The 16,951-nt window shown below is 67.3% G+C and carries 16 protein-coding genes; 9 read left to right on the top strand and 7 right to left on the bottom strand.

The window, feature by feature from the left end:
- Positions 1 to 41 precede the first annotated feature (41 nt).
- The 6 genes from gyrB to dnaA all read right to left on the bottom strand — a co-directional run bounded on the left by gyrB (position 42) and on the right by dnaA (position 9,235).
- A complete protein-coding gene (gene gyrB, locus QFZ58_RS18630; RefSeq protein ID WP_307126026.1) occupies positions 42 to 2,111 on the bottom strand; it encodes a DNA topoisomerase (ATP-hydrolyzing) subunit B in 2,070 nt (689 codons plus the stop codon).
- A 438-nt stretch (positions 2,112 to 2,549) separates the two neighbouring features.
- Positions 2,550 to 3,053 carry a DUF721 domain-containing protein gene (locus QFZ58_RS18625; protein WP_307128915.1) on the bottom strand — a complete coding sequence of 168 codons (504 nt, stop codon included), beginning with the start codon at positions 3,051 to 3,053 and terminating at the stop codon, positions 2,550 to 2,552.
- 59 nt (positions 3,054 to 3,112) lie between these two features.
- Positions 3,113 to 4,243 (bottom strand): DNA replication/repair protein RecF, encoded by a 1,131-nt coding sequence (gene recF / locus QFZ58_RS18620; RefSeq protein WP_307126025.1) that lies wholly within the window; start codon positions 4,241 to 4,243, stop codon positions 3,113 to 3,115.
- A 52-nt stretch (positions 4,244 to 4,295) separates the two neighbouring features.
- Positions 4,296 to 5,174 (bottom strand): phosphogluconate dehydrogenase (NAD(+)-dependent, decarboxylating), encoded by an 879-nt coding sequence (gnd, locus tag QFZ58_RS18615; RefSeq protein WP_307126024.1) that lies wholly within the window; start codon positions 5,172 to 5,174, stop codon positions 4,296 to 4,298.
- A gap of 133 nt (positions 5,175 to 5,307) precedes the next feature.
- Entirely contained in the window at positions 5,308 to 6,438 is a 1,131-nt protein-coding gene (gene dnaN / locus QFZ58_RS18610; RefSeq protein WP_307126023.1) for a DNA polymerase III subunit beta, read from the bottom strand.
- A 1,018-nt stretch (positions 6,439 to 7,456) separates the two neighbouring features.
- A complete protein-coding gene (dnaA, locus tag QFZ58_RS18605; protein WP_307126022.1) occupies positions 7,457 to 9,235 on the bottom strand; it encodes a chromosomal replication initiator protein DnaA in 1,779 nt (592 codons plus the stop codon).
- Positions 9,236 to 9,616: 381 nt separating this feature from the next.
- On the opposite strand from dnaA, the gene rpmH reads away from it, so the two are divergent.
- From rpmH to QFZ58_RS18560, 9 genes are all read left to right on the top strand, one after another.
- Positions 9,617 to 9,754, top strand: a complete 138-nt coding sequence (gene rpmH, locus QFZ58_RS18600; protein WP_014047156.1) for a 50S ribosomal protein L34 — start codon at positions 9,617 to 9,619, stop codon at positions 9,752 to 9,754.
- 18 nt (positions 9,755 to 9,772) lie between these two features.
- Positions 9,773 to 10,144 (top strand): ribonuclease P protein component, encoded by a 372-nt coding sequence (gene rnpA / locus QFZ58_RS18595; protein ID WP_307126020.1) that lies wholly within the window; start codon positions 9,773 to 9,775, stop codon positions 10,142 to 10,144.
- Positions 10,141 to 10,500 (top strand): membrane protein insertion efficiency factor YidD, encoded by a 360-nt coding sequence (yidD, locus tag QFZ58_RS18590; RefSeq protein WP_307126019.1) that lies wholly within the window; start codon positions 10,141 to 10,143, stop codon positions 10,498 to 10,500. The genes rnpA and yidD overlap by 4 nt, the downstream gene beginning before the upstream one ends.
- A 3-nt stretch (positions 10,501 to 10,503) precedes the next feature.
- Positions 10,504 to 11,772: a membrane protein insertase YidC gene (gene yidC, locus QFZ58_RS18585; RefSeq protein ID WP_307126018.1), complete on the top strand. Its 1,269-nt coding sequence runs from the start codon at positions 10,504 to 10,506 to the stop codon at positions 11,770 to 11,772.
- Positions 11,773 to 11,786: 14 nt separating this feature from the next.
- Entirely contained in the window at positions 11,787 to 12,296 is a 510-nt protein-coding gene (locus QFZ58_RS18580; RefSeq protein WP_307126017.1) for a R3H domain-containing nucleic acid-binding protein, read from the top strand.
- Between the two features lie 112 nt (positions 12,297 to 12,408).
- Positions 12,409 to 13,125: a 16S rRNA (guanine(527)-N(7))-methyltransferase RsmG gene (gene rsmG, locus QFZ58_RS18575; RefSeq protein WP_307126016.1), complete on the top strand. Its 717-nt coding sequence runs from the start codon at positions 12,409 to 12,411 to the stop codon at positions 13,123 to 13,125.
- 301 nt (positions 13,126 to 13,426) lie between these two features.
- Positions 13,427 to 14,503: a ParA family protein gene (locus QFZ58_RS18570; RefSeq protein WP_307128914.1), complete on the top strand. Its 1,077-nt coding sequence runs from the start codon at positions 13,427 to 13,429 to the stop codon at positions 14,501 to 14,503.
- Positions 14,500 to 15,588, top strand: a complete 1,089-nt coding sequence (locus QFZ58_RS18565; RefSeq protein ID WP_307126015.1) for a ParB/RepB/Spo0J family partition protein — start codon at positions 14,500 to 14,502, stop codon at positions 15,586 to 15,588. The genes QFZ58_RS18570 and QFZ58_RS18565 overlap by 4 nt, the downstream gene beginning before the upstream one ends.
- Positions 15,589 to 15,893: 305 nt before the next feature.
- Complete coding sequence (locus QFZ58_RS18560; RefSeq protein WP_307126014.1) at positions 15,894 to 16,511, top strand: GNAT family N-acetyltransferase; 618 nt, start codon at positions 15,894 to 15,896, stop codon at positions 16,509 to 16,511.
- A 93-nt stretch (positions 16,512 to 16,604) separates the two neighbouring features.
- Here the strand turns inward: QFZ58_RS18560 and trxA are convergent, their stop codons facing one another.
- Entirely contained in the window at positions 16,605 to 16,937 is a 333-nt protein-coding gene (gene trxA / locus QFZ58_RS18555; RefSeq protein WP_307126013.1) for a thioredoxin, read from the bottom strand.
- Positions 16,938 to 16,951: the final 14 nt, after the last annotated feature.

Below are 16,951 nucleotides of genomic sequence, written 5' to 3'. Positions count from 1 at the left end.
GTCAAAGTCCTTTCGAGCTGCGGCTTGCTTGTGCGGCCGACTCAGATGTCGAGGAAGCGGACGTCCTTGGCGTTGCGCTGGATGAACGAACGCCGCGCCTCGACGTCCTCGCCCATCAGCACGGAGAACAGGTCGTCGGCCTGTGCCGCGTCGTCCAGCGTCACCTGGCCGAGAACACGGTGGTCCTGGTCCATCGTCGTGATGCGCAGCTCCTCGGCGTTCATCTCACCGAGACCCTTGAAGCGCTGGATCGAGTCCTCCCTGATCCGCTTGCCGCTCTGCTTGCCGAGCTCCACCAGCGCGTCCCGCTCACGGTCCGAGTACGCGTACTCGAAGTCGTCACGGCCCCACTTGATCTTGTAGAGCGGCGGGCGCGAGAGATACACGTGCCCGGACTCCACCAGCGGTCGCATGAACCGGAACAGGAACGTCAGCAGCAGGGTGTTGATGTGCTGGCCGTCGACGTCGGCGTCCGCCATCAGAATGATCTTGTGATAGCGGAGCTTCTCGATGTCGAAGTCCTCGTGGACACCGGTACCGAAGGCGGAGATGAGTGCCTGGACCTCGGTGTTCTGCAGGATCTTGTCGATCCGGGCCTTCTCGACGTTCAGGATCTTGCCTCGGATCGGCAGGATCGCCTGGTACATCGGGTTACGGCCGGACTTCGCCGAACCACCGGCGGAGTCACCCTCGACGATGAAGATCTCGCACTTCGTCGGGTCGTTGGACTGGCAGTCGCTCAGCTTGCCGGGCAGCGAGGCGCTCTCCAGGAGCCCCTTGCGGCGCGTCAGGTCGCGGGCCTTGCGGGCCGCCACCCGGGCGGTCGACGCCGCGATGCCCTTGCGGATGATGTCGGCGGCCTCGTTGGGGTTCCGGTCGAACCAGTCCGTCAGCTGCTCGTGCACGACCTTCTGCACGAAGGTCTTGGCCTCCGTGTTGCCCAGCTTGGTCTTCGTCTGGCCCTCGAACTGCGGCTCGCCCAGCTTGACCGAGATGATCGCCGTCAGACCCTCGCGGACGTCCTCACCGGTGAGGTTGTCGTCCTTCTCGCGCAGCAGCTTCTTGTCACGCGCGTACCGGTTGACCAGCGAGGTCAGCGCCGCACGGAAGCCCTCCTCGTGCGTACCGCCCTCGTGCGTGTGGATCGCGTTGGCGAAGGAGTAGACGCCCTCCGTGTACTGCGTGTTCCACTGCATGGCGATCTCGGCCGAGAGGAGTCGCTCCTTGTCCTCGGCCTCGATGTCGATCACGGACTGGTGAATCAGGTCACCCTTGCGGGAGTTGAGGTACTTGACGAAGTCGACGATGCCGTTCTCGTAGTGGTACGTGACCGTGCGGGTCGACTCCTCGTCGGGGACGTCGACCGCCGCGGCGCTGTCCGCGCCCACCGTGGCCTTCGCCGCCTCGCGCTCGTCCGTGAGCTTGAGGGTGAGTCCCTTGTTGAGGAACGCCATCTCCTGGAAGCGGCGTGAGAGCGTCTCGAAGGAGTAGTCGGTCGTCTCGAAGACGTCGCCGTCGGCCCAGAAGGTGACGGTCGTCCCCGTTTCCTCCGTGGCCTCGTGGCGGGCCAGCGGGGCGGTCGGGACGCCGAGCTTGTAGTCCTGGGTCCAGCGGTAGCCGTCCGTCCTGACCTCGACGGAGACCCGTGTGGACAGGGCGTTGACGACGGACACACCGACGCCGTGCAGACCACCGGAGACGGCGTATCCGCCGCCGCCGAACTTTCCGCCCGCGTGCAGGACGGTGAGCACGACCTCGACGGCCGGCTTGCCTTCGGACGGCACGATACCGACCGGGATACCGCGGCCGTTGTCGATCACGCGCACCCCGCCGTCGGCGAGGATCGTGACGTCGATGGTGTCCGCGTGCCCGGCCATCGCCTCGTCGACCGAGTTGTCGACGACCTCCTGCACGAGGTGGTGGAGACCGCGCTCACCGGTCGAGCCGATGTACATGCCAGGTCGCTTGCGGACCGCGTCCAGGCCTTCGAGGACCGTGATCGCGCTGGCGTCGTACGAGGCGGTTACCTCGCCGTGCTCACCGGCTGTGGAGGAAATGTTCTCGTTGGGGTTGCCGGAATCGGCCACGAAGCGCCCTTTCTGGCACAGCACAGGCCGTTCTCCGGGCAGACGGGAGCGGCTGCGTCGTTCGGCTTGTATCGACGACTCCCGCACGGAGGCGGGATTTCCCATCAGTCTACCGGTAGCGCCGACATGAATGGGGGTTTGCCGGTACCTGAGTCCGCATGTGCCGCCCTGAATGAGCGGCTGACGACTCCCCATATTCGGGAAGGGGCCCTGAGAGGCTCACGCGGGCATTGTGCGCTTCGACCTGTCAACCTCCGGCTACGGTGAGGGACGCCTCACCCCACCCGCTCGGGACACTCACTGACAGAACCGCACAAAAGGGAAAGGGAAGGTTGTCTTCCGACCGGGGCATAACGGGACGGAACACTCGTGAAGGAATCGTGGACCACGGGGCGCCGAGCCCCGGACCGGGGCGTGGCCGGCGGGTCGAGAGGCCGGCGGGGCCGGAGCGCCCCCGCTCCCTCAGCCGTAGGTGTCTCCGGGGCCCTTGCTCCCGGGCGCCCGCAGAGGGCCGAATCTCTGCTGAGGCCCTCCCGGACCCAGCACCTTGATCATCCGTACGGTGCCCTGGCCCAGGTCCGCGTTCAGCCGGGCCACCAGCTGCGGTGCCAGCAGACGCAGCTGCGTCGCCCACGCCGTCGAGTCGCACTGCACCGTCAGCACCCGCTGGTCCGGATCCTCGTCGTAACGCAGAGGCACACAGTGATTGGCCAGGTCGTCTCCGACGATCTGCGGCCAGCGGCCCATCACACCACCCACCGCCGCCGGGGTCTCCCAGCCGCGCTCGGTGATCAGCCGGTTGATAGCCGATCCGAGAGGCAACGGGTCACGGCCGTCGGACCGCGCCCCTGAGCGCAGTCCACCACCCCGCCTGGCCTGCTTCTTCTGCTGGGCCGCCGCGCCCCGCGCACGGGCCTGTTCCTTCGCGGCGCGCAACGCCACCCGGGCCAGATCGACGCCCGACACCTCGGGCTGCGGAGCCCCGGCAGGGTCCGGGGCCGCTCCCTGGCTGTCACCCGCACCGCTCACAGCCGCTCCACCCCACCCGCGGAGACCGTGTACCTGGCCCCCGCCAGGATGCCCGGGACGTCGTCGTCGACCGCGGCGGTCACCAGTACCTGCTCACCCGGCGCCACGAGCTCGGCCAGCCGCTCACGTCGGCGCACGTCCAGCTCGGCGAAGACGTCGTCCAGCACGAGCACCGGCTCGTTGCCTTCGCCGCGCAGCAGATCGTAGGAGGCCAGGCGCAGCGCCAACGCGTACGACCAAGACTCGCCGTGACTCGCGTACCCCTTGGCCGGCATCCCCCGCAGCCCGAGCACCAGGTCGTCACGGTGCGGGCCGACGAGCGTGACGCCCCGCTCGATCTCCTGTTTGCGGGCCTCCGCGAGTGCTGCCATGACCTGCTCGTACAACTCCTCGCGGGTCCGGGCCGGCTCCACCCCGGCACCGATCGAGCTTCGGTACTCGAGCGTCACCGGGCCGCCTCCAGGGGCGACGTCCGCGTAGGCCTTGTCGGCCAGCGGCTGCAGGGTCGCGATGAGATCGAGGCGCTGCGCCAGCAGCTCCGCCCCCACCCGGCCCAGATGCTGGTCCCATACGTCGAGCGTGGAGAGATCCATCGACCGGCCGCCGTGCCTGCGGGCCATCGCCGCGGACTTCAGGAGGGTGTTGCGCTGCTTCAGCACCCGGTCGTAGTCGGACCGGACACCGGCCATGCGCGGGGAGCGCGCGGTGATCATCTCGTCCAGGAATCGCCGCCGCTCGCCCGGGTCGCCCTTCACCAGGGCCAGGTCCTCCGGGGCGAACAGCACGGTCCGGACTATGCCCAGGACGTCCCGGGGCCGCACCTGCGACGACCTGTTGATCCGGGCCCGATTGGCACGACCGGGGTTGAGCTCCAGCTCGATCAGCTGCGAGCGCTCGCCCTGGGTGACCGCGGCCCGCACGACGGCACGCTCCGCGCCCATCCGTACCAGGGGGGCGTCGGACGACACCCGGTGGCTGCCGAGGGTCGCCAGATATCCGACCGCCTCGACGAGGTTGGTCTTGCCCTGGCCGTTGGCTCCCACGAACACGGTGACGCCCGGGTCGAGAGGAACTTCGACCCGGGCGTACGAGCGGAAGTCGGCCAGCGAGAGATGCGTGACGTGCATGGTCGCCGACCTTCCCGACTTCGTGCTCCGCTGTGTGCCGCTGTGCTGCGTACTACTTCTTGTTCTCGACCGCGTGTCCGCCGAACTGGTTGCGCAGCGCGGCGATCATCTTCATCTGCGGCGAGTCGTCCTGCCGCGAGGCGAAGCGCGCGAAGAGGGACGCGGTGATCGCCGGCAGCGGGACCGCGTTGTCGATGGCGGCCTCGACCGTCCACCGGCCCTCGCCGGAGTCGGCGGCGAATCCGCGGAGCTGGTCGAGGTGCTCGTCGTCGTCCAGCGCGTTGACCGCCAGGTCGAGCAGCCAGGACCGGATGACCGTGCCCTCCTGCCAGGAGCGGAAGACCTCGCGCACGTCCGTGACGGAGTCGACCTTCTCCAGCAGCTCCCAGCCCTCGGCGTAGGCCTGCATCATGGCGTACTCGATGCCGTTGTGGACCATCTTGGCGAAGTGGCCGGCACCGACCTTGCCCGCGTGGACGGATCCGAAGTCGCCCTCGGGCTTGAGCGCGTCGAAGATCGGCTGGACCTTCGCGACGTTCTCCTCGGTGCCGCCGTACATCAGGGCGTAGCCGTTCTCCAGGCCCCAGACACCACCGGAGACACCGCAGTCGACGAAGCCGATGTCCTTGAGGCCGAGCTCGACGGCGTGCTTCTCGTCGTCGGTCCAGCGGGAGTTCCCACCGTCCACGACGACGTCGCCCGGGGAGAGCAGGTCGGCCAGCTCGTCGATGGTGGACTGGGTCGCGGCACCGGCCGGGACCATCACCCACACGACCCGCGGACCCTTGAGCTTGCCCACAAGCTCTTCGAGGCTGTGGACATCGGCGACGTCCGGGTTGCGGTCGTAACCGACGACGGTGTGGCCTGCGCGGCGGATGCGCTCGCGCATGTTGCCGCCCATCTTGCCGAGTCCGACGAGACCGAGCTCCATCAGAGATTCCTTAAGCGTTGTGCCGATTCGTACCCAGGTCCGAGCCTACGCCCGGCCGGGGGCAGGACGGCGGGCCCGCTCCGCGCTGAGCGGGCCCGCCGGGAAGTGCCGCACAGAGGGGACGACCGCCGGGTCAGCCGGAGAGCCGGACCGGCATGATCAGGTACTTGTAGGCGTCGTCCGCCTCGGCGTCGACAGCCGGACGGCCGCTGAGCAGGGCCGGCTTGGTCGACGTCGTGAAGGAGAGCTGGGCGACCGGGGAGTCGATCGCACTGAGGCCGTCCAGCAGGAAGGTCGGGTTGAAGGCGATCGAGATGTCGTCGCCCTCGAGCACGGCGTCGACACGCTCCACAGCCTGTGCGTCGTCGCTGGAACCCGCCTCGAGGATCAGCACGCCCTGCTCGAAGCTGAGCCGCACCGGAGTGTTGCGCTCGGCGACGAGAGCCACGCGCTTCACGGCCTCGACGAACGGCGCGGTCTCGATGACGGCGACCGAGTTGAACTCGGTGGGGAAGAGGGTGCGGTACTTCGGCAGGTCGCCCTCGAGCAGCCGCGTGGTCGTACGCCGGCCCGCGCCCTCGAAGCCGATGAGGCCCTCACCCGCGCCCGAGCTGGAGAGCGCGAGGGTGACCGTGTCACCGCTGGTGAGCGCCTTGGCTGTGTCCAGGAGGGTCTTGGCGGGCACCAGGGCCACGGCGGAGGCGTCCGGGTTCTCCGGCTTCCACAGGAACTCACGCACCGCAAAGCGGTAGCGGTCGGTCGACGCGAGGGTGACGGTGTCGCCCTCGATCTCGATCCGGACGCCGGTCAGGACGGGCAGCGTGTCGTCGCGGCCGGCCGCGATGGCGACCTGCGCGGCAGCGGAGGCGAAGACCTCGCCGGGCACGGTGCCGGTCGCGGTCGGCATCTGCGGAAGTGCCGGGTACTCCTCCACAGGCAGTGTGTGGAGTGTGAATCGCGAGGAGCCGCAGACCACCGTGGCACGCACACCGTCGGTGGAGATCTCCACCGGCCGGTTGGGCAGGGCGCGGCAGATGTCGGCGAGCAGCCGGCCGGAGACGAGCACCGTGCCGTCCTCCTCGATCTCCGCGTCCACGGAGACCCTGGCCGAGACCTCGTAGTCGAAGCTCGAGAAGCTGAGGGCGCCGTCCTCAGCCTTCAGCAGAAGGCCCGCGAGAACGGGCGCCGGCGGACGGGCCGGGAGGCTGCGGGCCACCCAGGCCACCGCCTCCGCGAGTACATCGCGCTCCACCCGGATCTTCACCGGAACCGCCTCCTGCTGTTGCTCGCTCGCCCTGCTGGCCTTCGTCGTCTGGTCGGGGCTTCCTGCCGTTGGGCTGGGTAGGCCGCCGGGGTCCAGTCTGACGTACGGCGCCGACACTCGTTGCTGCTCGGGGTCAAGTCGCGACAAGAGGCCCACGGAGCTCGAGGCTCGAGTTGTGCACAGGCCCCACTTCGAAGCGGATTCCTGGCTAACTCTGAGTGGTAGTAGTAGTAGGCCCTGTGGAAACCGTGGATAACGTCGTCTGCGCAGGTCAGCAGCGGTTTTTTGTCCACCGACCCTGTGGGTGGCACCGGTGGACAACCAGACGTTTCTGTGGACACACGAAAGTTCTGCACACCCGGTGCACAGGCAGGGGTGACTTCTCCCCAGGGCTGTCCCCAGCTTTACCCACGTTCCCCACAGACCAATCGAGCTCCTTGGTGTGACGCCTTTCACTCTTGGCAGTGAAAGGCGGTGTCGGGTTGCCGAACAGTGGACAGGGGTGTGGAGAAGCTGGGGACAATGCGGCCCTGGCTGTGGGCGGCCGGTGGACAACGCCAGCGTGCCCCTGTGGATGAAAAATTTGTCCACAGCCTGTGGATCATCGTTGGCCACAAATCCCCAGGGGCGTGACCTGGCCTGATGGAGTATCGGCAGCGCGCCCTGTGGATGCAATCTGGACAACTTCGCAGTCCCCAGGCTGTGGACGCCCGATTCCCCCTCCATCTGTGGAGAAGGGCCCCCTCGCGGCACGTATTCGAACACCGGGCACGTCTCGGGTGGCCCGCCACCGCTCCGGAGAGGTGCCTGTCGCCCGTCCGGAAGCCTCCGTGCGGCCTCCCGGTGAGGCTTTCGCCCTCCTCCTGGCGACGCAGAAACGCCCCGTGAGGACTTCTGGGTCCTCACGGGGCGCCGGGTGCGCGTGCCGGGGCTGTCGGCCCGTCCGGACCCCCGCCTATGCGCCTCGGTCCGGGGGCGGCGGGGCGAGGTGGCGGGGCTGGGCCTGTGCCGGAGCCTGTCAGCCGTTCTTGATGCGGTTGGTGAGCTCGGTGACCTGGTTGTAGATGGAACGCCGCTCCGCCATCAGCGCCCGGATCTTCCGGTCGGCGTGCATGACGGTGGTGTGGTCGCGGCCGCCGAACTGGGCCCCGATCTTCGGCAGGGAGAGATCCGTCAGTTCGCGGCAGAGATACATCGCGATCTGTCGTGCCGTCACCAGGACGCGACTGCGGGAGGAACCGCAGAGATCCTCCACCGTCAGACCGAAGTAGTCGGCGGTCGCCGCCATGATGGCCGGCGCGGTGATCTCGGGAGCCGTGTCCTCCCCGCCCGGAATCAGGTCCTTGAGCACGATCTCGGTGAGGCCGAGATCCACCGGCTGCCGGTTGAGGCTCGCGAAGGCGGTCACCCGGATGAGCGCTCCCTCCAGCTCGCGGATGTTGCGCGAGATCCGCGAGGCGATGAACTCCAGCACCTCCGGCGGGGCGTTGAGCTGCTCCTGCACCGCCTTCTTGCGGAGGATCGCGATACGCGTTTCCAGTTCGGGCGGCTGCACGTCGGTGGTGAGGCCCCACTCGAACCGGTTGCGCAACCTGTCCTCGAGCGTCACCAGTTGCTTGGGCGGCCGGTCCGAGGAGAGAACGATCTGCTTGTTGGCGTTGTGGAGCGTGTTGAAGGTGTGGAAGAACTCCTCCTGCGTCGACTCCTTGCTCGCCAGGAACTGGATGTCGTCGACCAGGAGGATGTCCACGTCGCGGTAACGCTTGCGGAAGGTGTCGCCCTTGCCGTCGCGGATCGAGTTGATGAACTCGTTGGTGAACTCCTCGGAACTCACGTACCGCACGCGGGTGCCCGGATAGAGGCTGCGCGCGTAGTGCCCGATGGCATGGAGCAGGTGCGTCTTGCCGAGCCCTGACTCCCCGTAGATGAAGAGGGGGTTGTACGCCTTGGCCGGAGCCTCGGCGACGGCGACGGCCGCGGCGTGCGCGAAGCGGTTGGACGCGCCGATGACGAAGGTGTCGAAGAGGTACTTCGGATTCAGCCGGGCGTGCGGCTCGGTGGTGCCCGGCGCGGGCGCGGAGCCCGTTCCCATGGGGCCGCCGCCTCCGGGCCTGCCGGTGCCGCCCTGGCGGTGCTGCGGCTGCTGATCCTGGTGCTCGTGCCGGTCGCGGCCGTCCCGCTGCGGGTCGTACCCCTGGAGCTCGGGCGGCTGCGGCCGGTAGTCGTGCTGCGGCTGCTGCGGGCGCACGTTCGCGTACGGATCGCGGTCCTGGTACCCGCCGTGGCGGGGCTGCCAGAGATCCTCCTGGGCGCGGGGCCAGGCCCCGGGCTCGGGTCGCTGCTGCTGGTAGTCCGGGTAGGCGGGGCGGGCCGTCGGCATGCCGTCGTCGGCCGGCCGGTGACCGTAACCGTCGTACCCGTCGTTGTGCGAGGGCTCGTCCCGCTGCGGTCCCTGGTAGCGGTGGGACTGCTGGCCCTGGTGCGGCGGGTGCATGGGGGGTGCGGGCGGGCCCGGAGGCTCGCCCGCCGAGTCGTCGACCGTGATCGCGATCCGGATCGGGCGCCCGCACTCACGGGTGAGCGTCTCGCTGATGAGCGGCGCGAGCCGGCCCTCCAGCACCCGCTTGCCCCACTCGTTCGGTACGGCCAGCAGCGCGGTGTCGGCGACGAGGGCCAGCGGCTGGCAGCGCTCGATCCACTGCTTGTCCTTCGGCTCGATGCCCTGCTGACCCTCCCCGAGGAGTTGGTCCAGCACGCGTGGCCACACTGCGGCAAGATCGGCAGGTACGTCAGCCACAAGGCACGCTCTCTCGCATGTCCCACGAATGTGTGGTTCTCGGGACGGGATGGGTCGGGTCGGGTGAGGCCCGGCAGGGGGGAAGGAAAAGAACCGGAGTTCAGCCACGGTAGTCAGGCCGACCCGCACGGTTCAAGTCGTTGTCCACAGGCTGTGTACAGCAGGGGGTGGCGCGGAGCGGGTTTGACCCGACGGCGCAGCCGCGCGTACCGTGGCCAGGTCGAGTTGTCGATGGCTGCTGCCGCCTGCCTCCGATGGGCAAAGATCACGATCTGTGATTGTGAAGCGGTGCACTAAGGCGTTTACGCGAGTTCCTCGTGGGCGCACGGTGACAGCCAGGCGATGTCCCGCCAACACACGAATCATTTCTGGAGCCCCCGAGTGAGCAAGCGCACCTTCCAGCCGAACAACCGTCGTCGCGCCAAGACCCACGGCTTCCGGCTGCGTATGCGTACCCGTGCCGGCCGCGCGATTCTCGCGAACCGCCGTGGCAAGGGTCGCGCCAACCTTTCCGCCTGATCGCGGCCAGGTCATGACGTGCTGCCTACCGAGAATCGGCTGAGGCGGCGCGAGGACTTCGCGACCGCAGTACGGCGTGGGCGTCGGGCCGGACGTCCGCTTCTCGTCGTACATCTACGCAGCGGTGCCACGGACCCGCACGTGACTGGGGAGAGTGCTCCCCCGCCGCGTGCGGGTTTCGTCGTCAGCAAAGCAGTGGGTGGAGCAGTCGTGCGGACCGCGGTGAAGCGAAGGCTTCGCCACCTGGTCCGCGAGCGGCTCGCTCAGCTGCCCGCCGGTAGCCTTGTTGTCGTACGAGCGCTGCCCGGATCGGGTGACGCCGATCATGCACAGCTGGCCCGAGACCTGGATGCCGCTCTGGAGCGGCTGCTGGGAGGGGGCGCGCGATGAAGTACCCGCTGCTGGCTCTCATCAAGCTGTACCAGTGGACGATCAGCCCTCTCCTCGGGCCCGTCTGCCGCTACTACCCGTCGTGTTCCCACTATGGATATACGGCGATCGACCGGCACGGTGCGATCAAGGGAACCGCGCTGACCGCATGGCGCATCCTGCGGTGCAATCCGTGGTCACCCGGCGGCGTGGATCACGTACCGCCACGCAAACGTCCGCGTTGGCACGAACTGCTGCGCAACCGTGCGCGTGGCGGCAAGGGCGGGGACTCCGCCGCCGATGTGCCGTCCGGGGGGTCGGTCTCCGAACCCCTGAGCCCGGCCACAGAGACCTCGCCCAATGCTCAAGGAGCCTGATTAGTGGACACGATTGCCAGTCTGTTCAGCTTTATCACCACACCTGTCTCGTGGGTCATTGTCCAGTTCCACAAGCTGTACGGAGCGATCTTCGGAGACGACACGGGCTGGGCCTGGGGCCTGTCCATCGTGTCCCTGGTGATCCTGATCCGGATCTGTCTGATCCCGCTGTTCGTCAAGCAGATCAAGTCGACCCGGAACATGCAGGTGCTCCAGCCGAAGATGAAGGCGATCCAGGAGCGCTACAAGAACGACAAACAGCGTCAGTCCGAAGAGATGATGAAGCTGTACAAGGAGACGGGTACCAATCCCCTCTCCTCGTGCCTTCCCATCCTGGCGCAGTCCCCGTTCTTCTTCGCCCTGTATCACGTGCTCTCGGCGATCGCCTCGGGCAAGACGATCGGCGTCATCGACCAGCCGCTGCTCGACAGCGCACGTCAGGCGCACATTTTCGGAGCACCGCTGGCCGCGAAGTTCATGGACAGCCAGGACAAGGTCGCGGCGCTCGGTGCCTCGCTGACCGACGTCCGCGTCGTCACCGCGATCATGATCGTGATGATGTCCGCGTCCCAGTTCTTCACGCAGCGCCAGCTGATGACGAAGAACGTCGACCTGACCGTGAAGACCCCGTACATGCAGCAGCAGAAGATGCTGATGTACATCTTCCCGCTGATCTTCGCCGTCATGGGCATCAACTTCCCCGTCGGTGTCCTCGTCTACTGGCTGACCACGAACGTGTGGACCATGGGCCAGCAGATGTATGTGATCAACCAGAACCCGACGCCGGGCAGCAAGGCGCAGGACCAGTACCTGGGGCGTCTGCTGAAGAGCGTGACCGCTCATGGCGAGGTACGGGGCAGGACGAGGCGCAACACCGTCAAGCGGATCGTCGCCAAGGGGCCCGACCGCAACGACATCGAGCGCAGGTTCATCACCGGTCTGGCCAAGCTGGGTCTCGCCGCCCAGGAGGACGGCACGGTGACGAAGAGCGAGACGGCCGTCGCCGAAGCCGAAGGCGGTGCTGCGGCCAAGCGGCAGCAGCCCAAGCGCCAGACCAAGGCCAAGCGTCAAACCGCTGCCACGCATCCCGGTGCGGCGAAGGACTCCGATTCCACCGGGTCGGAGCCCAAGACCTCGCTGGAGAAGCGGGACGTACCGCAGGACGACAAGCCGAAGCCGGCGGGCAAGCCCACCGCGTCCGGTTCCTCACGCCAAGCCAAATCCGGACAGCGCAAGGGCCCGCAGCGGCCCAAGCACCCGTCCAAGAAGTAAGAAGGAGTCCATCCGTGACGGAAGGCACCACCACCACGGCCGCTGAGGGCAGCGACACTCTGACCCGCCTCGAGCAGGAGGGGGAGATCGCGGCTGACTACCTCGAGGGCCTGCTCGACATCGCAGACCTCGACGGTGACATCGACATGGATGTGGAGGCGGACCGGGCCGCGGTCTCGATCATCAGCGACTCGGCGCGCGACCTGCAGAAGCTTGTGGGCCGCGACGGTGAGGTACTGGAGGCCCTCCAGGAGCTCACGCGCCTGGCTGTGCACCGGGAGACCGGTGACCGCAGCCGCCTGATGCTGGACATCGCCGGTTTCCGTGCCAAGAAGCGGGAAGTTCTCGCCGCGCTGGGTGCCAAGGCCGCTGACGAGGTCAAGAGCTCCGGCGAGCCGGTCAAGCTGGAGCCCATGACGCCGTTCGAGCGCAAGGTCGTGCATGACGCCGTCGCGGCGGCGGGTCTGCGCAGCGAGTCCGAGGGCGAGGAGCCGCAGCGCTTCGTCGTCGTTCTTCCGGCCTGACCGGATCCTTGTACTGTCGGCCCCGTCTGTGCGCAGACGGGGCCGATCTTTGTCAGCCCCGATAGTCAGCCACCCACAGTGCGCGCTAGTGCGGTACGGAAGGACGGTCCTCGTGACGGAGGCAGCAGAGCTCCCTCAGGCGCCCAAAGCGGCGCAAGCGGTATTCGGTGAGTTCTTTCCCATGGCTGTCAGGTACGCGGAGCTGCTGGCGGACGCGGGGGTGAAGAGAGGGCTGATCGGGCCTCGCGAGGTTCCGCGCCTGTGGGAGCGGCATCTGCTGAACTGCGCAGTGCTGTCGGAGGTCGTCCCCGAGGGCGTCACGGTGTGCGACGTGGGCTCAGGAGCCGGCCTGCCCGGGATTCCTCTCGCGCTGGTGCGCCCCGACCTGAAGATCACCTTGCTTGAACCGCTGTTGCGTCGCACGAACTTCCTGCAGGAAGTCGTCGAACTGCTCGGTCTGGATCACGTGACGGTCGTCCGTGGTCGGGCCGAGGAGGTGCTCGGGACGCTGCAGCCGGTCCATGTGGTGACGGCTCGGGCCGTCGCCCCGCTCGACCGCCTCGCGGGATGGGGTGTGCCCCTGCTGCGCCCCTACGGCGAGATGCTGGCTCTCAAGGGAGGTACCGCAGAGGAGGAGATCCAGGGTGCTCGTGCTGCCCTGAGCAAGCTCGGCGTGGTGGAGACCGAGGTGCTGCACGTCGGCGAGGGACTCGTCGAACCGGCCTCCACCGTGGTGCGTGTGGTGGTCGGGGAGAGCCCGGGTGGTGTGAGGTTCGCCGCCAAGCGCGCCAAGGCTGCACGGGTGGGGCGAACGCGTCGACGTCGCTGAGCCCTGGATGTGAGGGGTCGGTACGCCCTCGGTTGCCGCTCCTGTCGCATCCGCAGGTGGTTCATGCATAGATGCGGCATGTAGCGATATGTAGCCTTTGCGGAGTGTCGAGACCCTGGCTGTACGCCCCAGGGGCATCGTGTTTCACGTGAAACGTCGCTCTCTGCTGCAGGGAATTATCGGCCGGGGTCGTGCGGCGGTCTCGCCGCGCGACCGCAGGCCCGTACGGGCTACCGAGTTGTCCACAGAAGTGGATTCATCCACAGAAGAGTCGGCCTCGCTGGTTCACGACCCCGAAAGCATGGCAGGCTCTGTTCATTGCGAGCCTGAAGTCGAGGAGAGTGAATCCTTGCGGTCCGACGCCGACACCGCGGGACCGATGACCGATCCGGTCCCCGGTCCCCGTACCGAGTCCTTGGGGGAGGGTGTTTCACGTGAAACACCGCCTCCGATGGACGACACACCCATCGGTCGTGCGGCCCAGCTGGCGGTTGAGGCCCTTGGCCGCGCCGGTGAGGGCCTGCCCCGACCTGAGCAGACGCGCGTGATGGTTGTCGCCAACCAGAAGGGCGGAGTCGGTAAGACGACCTCGACGGTCAATCTCGCCGCTTCGCTCGCACTGCACGGTGCGCGAGTCCTGGTGGTGGACCTCGACCCACAGGGGAACGCTTCGACGGCTCTGGGAATCGACCATCACGCGGAGGTTCCCTCCATCTATGACGTCCTGGTGGACAGCAGGCCCCTCTCCGAGGTGGTACAGCCCGTTCCGGACGTCGAAGGTCTCTTCTGTGCCCCGGCCACTATCGACCTCGCCGGCGCGGAGATCGAGCTGGTGTCGCTGGTGGCACGTGAGAGCCGGCTTCAGCGAGCCATTCAGGCATACGAGCAGCCTCTGGACTACATCCTCATCGACTGTCCGCCGTCGCTAGGCCTGCTCACCGTCAACGCGCTCGTAGCCGGGGCCGAGGTTCTCATTCCGATCCAGTGCGAGTACTACGCGCTGGAGGGCCTCGGGCAGTTGTTGCGCAACGTCGATCTCGTGCGTGGGCATCTGAACCCGGACCTGCACGTCTCCACGATCCTCCTCACCATGTATGACGGCAGGACCAGGCTTGCCTCGCAGGTGGCGGAGGAGGTGCGCAGCCACTTCGGCAAGGAGGTGCTGCGCACGAGCATCCCGCGGTCGGTGCGCATCTCCGAGGCGCCGAGCTATGGGCAGACCGTACTGACCTATGATCCGGGATCCAGTGGATCACTGTCCTACCTCGAAGCGGCCCGTGAGATCGCCCTGCGGGGCGTGGGCATGCACTATGAGGCCCAGCACGCCCGCACGGGCGGGCAGAACAGCCAGCGCAGCAACTCGGAGGGCATGCAGTGAGTGAGCGTCGTAGAGGACTGGGGCGTGGGCTCGGTGCACTGATCCCCGCAGCTCCGCAGGAGAGGCAGGTGGCCACTCCCTCGTCGGGCACGGGCGCTTCGGCTCTGATGACCGCCGACCGTGGGGTGGCCGCCGCGAAGGTGACCGGGCTTCCGTCCGGGCCCTTGGTCCCGGAGCCGAGTTCTCCCCCGGCCGAGCCCCAGAGCGTTACTGAGTCGACGGACTCTGCCGGGGCCTATTTCGCCGAAATCCCGATTGATTCGATCGCGCCGAACCCCAAGCAGCCTCGTGAGGTGTTCGACGAGGACGCACTGGCGGAGTTGGTGACCTCCATCAAGGAGGTCGGTCTGCTTCAGCCCGTCGTCGTGCGCAAGGTGGCTGACGACCGCTACGAGCTCATCATGGGTGAGCGTCGGTGGAGGGCATGCGGCGAGGCCGGCCTGGAACGCATTCCGGCCATCGTCCGTGCGACGGACGACGAGAAGCTGCTTCTCGACGCGCTCCTGGAGAACCTGCACCGGGCCCAGCTGAATCCCTTGGAGGAAGCGGCGGCGTACGACCAGCTGCTGAAGGACTTCAAGTGCACGCATGACCAGCTGGCGGACCGGATCGGCCGTTCACGTCCTCAGGTCTCCAACACACTGCGTCTGCTGCGGCTCTCCCCGCCGGTGCAGCGCAGGGTCGCTGCCGGGGTTCTCTCCGCTGGTCACGCACGGGCACTGTTGTCGGTGGATGACTCCGAGGAGCAGGACCGGCTGGCCCACCGCATCGTGGCCGAGGGGTTGTCGGTGCGGGCGGTCGAGGAGATCGTGAATCTGCTCGGCTCAGAGCCCACGAGTTCGGCGAAGCCCAAGGGCCCCAGGGCGGGCGGCCGTGTCTCGCCGGCTCTCACTGATCTGGCGTCCCGGCTCTCGGACCGTTTCGAGACGCGGGTGAAGGTCGACCTCGGACAGAAGAAGGGGAAGATCGTCGTCGAGTTCGCTTCGATGGAGGATCTGGAGCGCATTCTCGGCAGCCTGGCTCCGGGTGAGGGGCGTGTGCTGGAACGCAGCCTCTCGGAAGAGCAGGGCGACGACGAGAGCTGAGCCCCTGGTGGGCGTCAGGGCGGGCTGTGTGCCGGGAAGTTTCCGGAACACAGCCCGCCCTTTGCATTTCTTCGGTGTCGACATCACGTCTGGGTGGATACGATGCGTTCTGGTATGGCGTATCCACCACCGTGATGCACCTCAGAGGAGGCGGGGGCCGTGCGATCAGTGAATCGCAGCCACCTGGTGACAGTCGGATTGGGGCTTGGTGCTGTCGGGGGGTTCGTCGGCAGCCTGTTCCGAGAACGGAGTGCGCTGGCAGCCGCACGGGGTGCGGCGGGCGAAGGAAGTGAGGAACCGCCTTCATGGGGCGTCGGCTCGTACCGCTCACACTGGACAACCTTCCGGATCTCCCCCGGCGTTGCCGCTCGTGCGTCTTCTGGGAACTTGATCCGGTCAGCGGCGAAGCTGCGGTAAAGGCGGGCAGACCCGAGGTGGAGAAGGAAGCCTGGATCTCCTCCGTTCTGCTGGAGTGGGGTTCCTGCGGGCGGGTCGTCTATGTGGATGACGTCCCGGCCGGCTTCGTGCTCTACGCGCCGCCCGCTTATGTGCCACGCTCCATGGCGTTTCCCACGAGCCCCGCCTCCCCCGACGCCGTGCAGCTGATGACTGCGTTGATTTCGCCAGAATTCCAGGGGCAAGGGCTGGGGCGTGTGATGGTGCAGACGGTGGCCAAGGACTTGCTGCATCGTGGTTTCCGAGCGATCGAGGCGTTCGGAAACGCCCGCTGGAAAGAGCCTGCCTGTGTGCTGCCCGCCGACCACCTGCTGGCGGTGGGCTTCAAGACGGTGCGTCCTCATCCGGTGTACCCCCGGCTGAGACTGGAGCTGCGTACCACGCTGTCCTGGAAAGAGGACGTGGAGCTGGCGTTGGACAGGCTGCTGGGTGCGGTGCAGAAGGAGCCGGTGCTGCGGCCTCTCTGACCCCGGAGACAGTGCGGAGAGTCGAGGATCATGCGAAACGGGCCCACCCGAAAGGATGGGCCCGTTTCACGTGAAACAGTGAGTGGCGCTGTGTTACTCGCCGATGAAGGCTTCGAGGTCGCGGAGAATCGCGGCCTTCGGCTTGGCACCGACGATGGTCTTGGCGACCTCGCCACCCTGGTACACGTTGAGTGTCGGGATGGACATGACGCCGTACTTCGCCGCGATGGCCGGGTTCTCGTCGATGTTGAGCTTGACGATCTCGATCTTGTCGCCGAACTCGGTCGCGATCGCCTCGAGCGACGGAGCGATCTGCCGGCACGGGCCGCACCACGCCGCCCAGAAGTCCACCAGAACGGGCTTGTCGTTCTTCAGGACATCCTCGTCGAAGGAGTCGTCAGTTACGTTCTTCAGGGCGCCGGCCACGGCGACCTCCTTAA

It is taken from the genome of Streptomyces sp. B1I3 (genome assembly GCF_030816615.1).
GTDB lineage: Bacteria > Actinomycetota > Actinomycetes > Streptomycetales > Streptomycetaceae > Streptomyces.
Note: the sequence above shows the minus strand (reverse complement) of the source record. Positions and strands in the feature narration are given on the sequence as shown.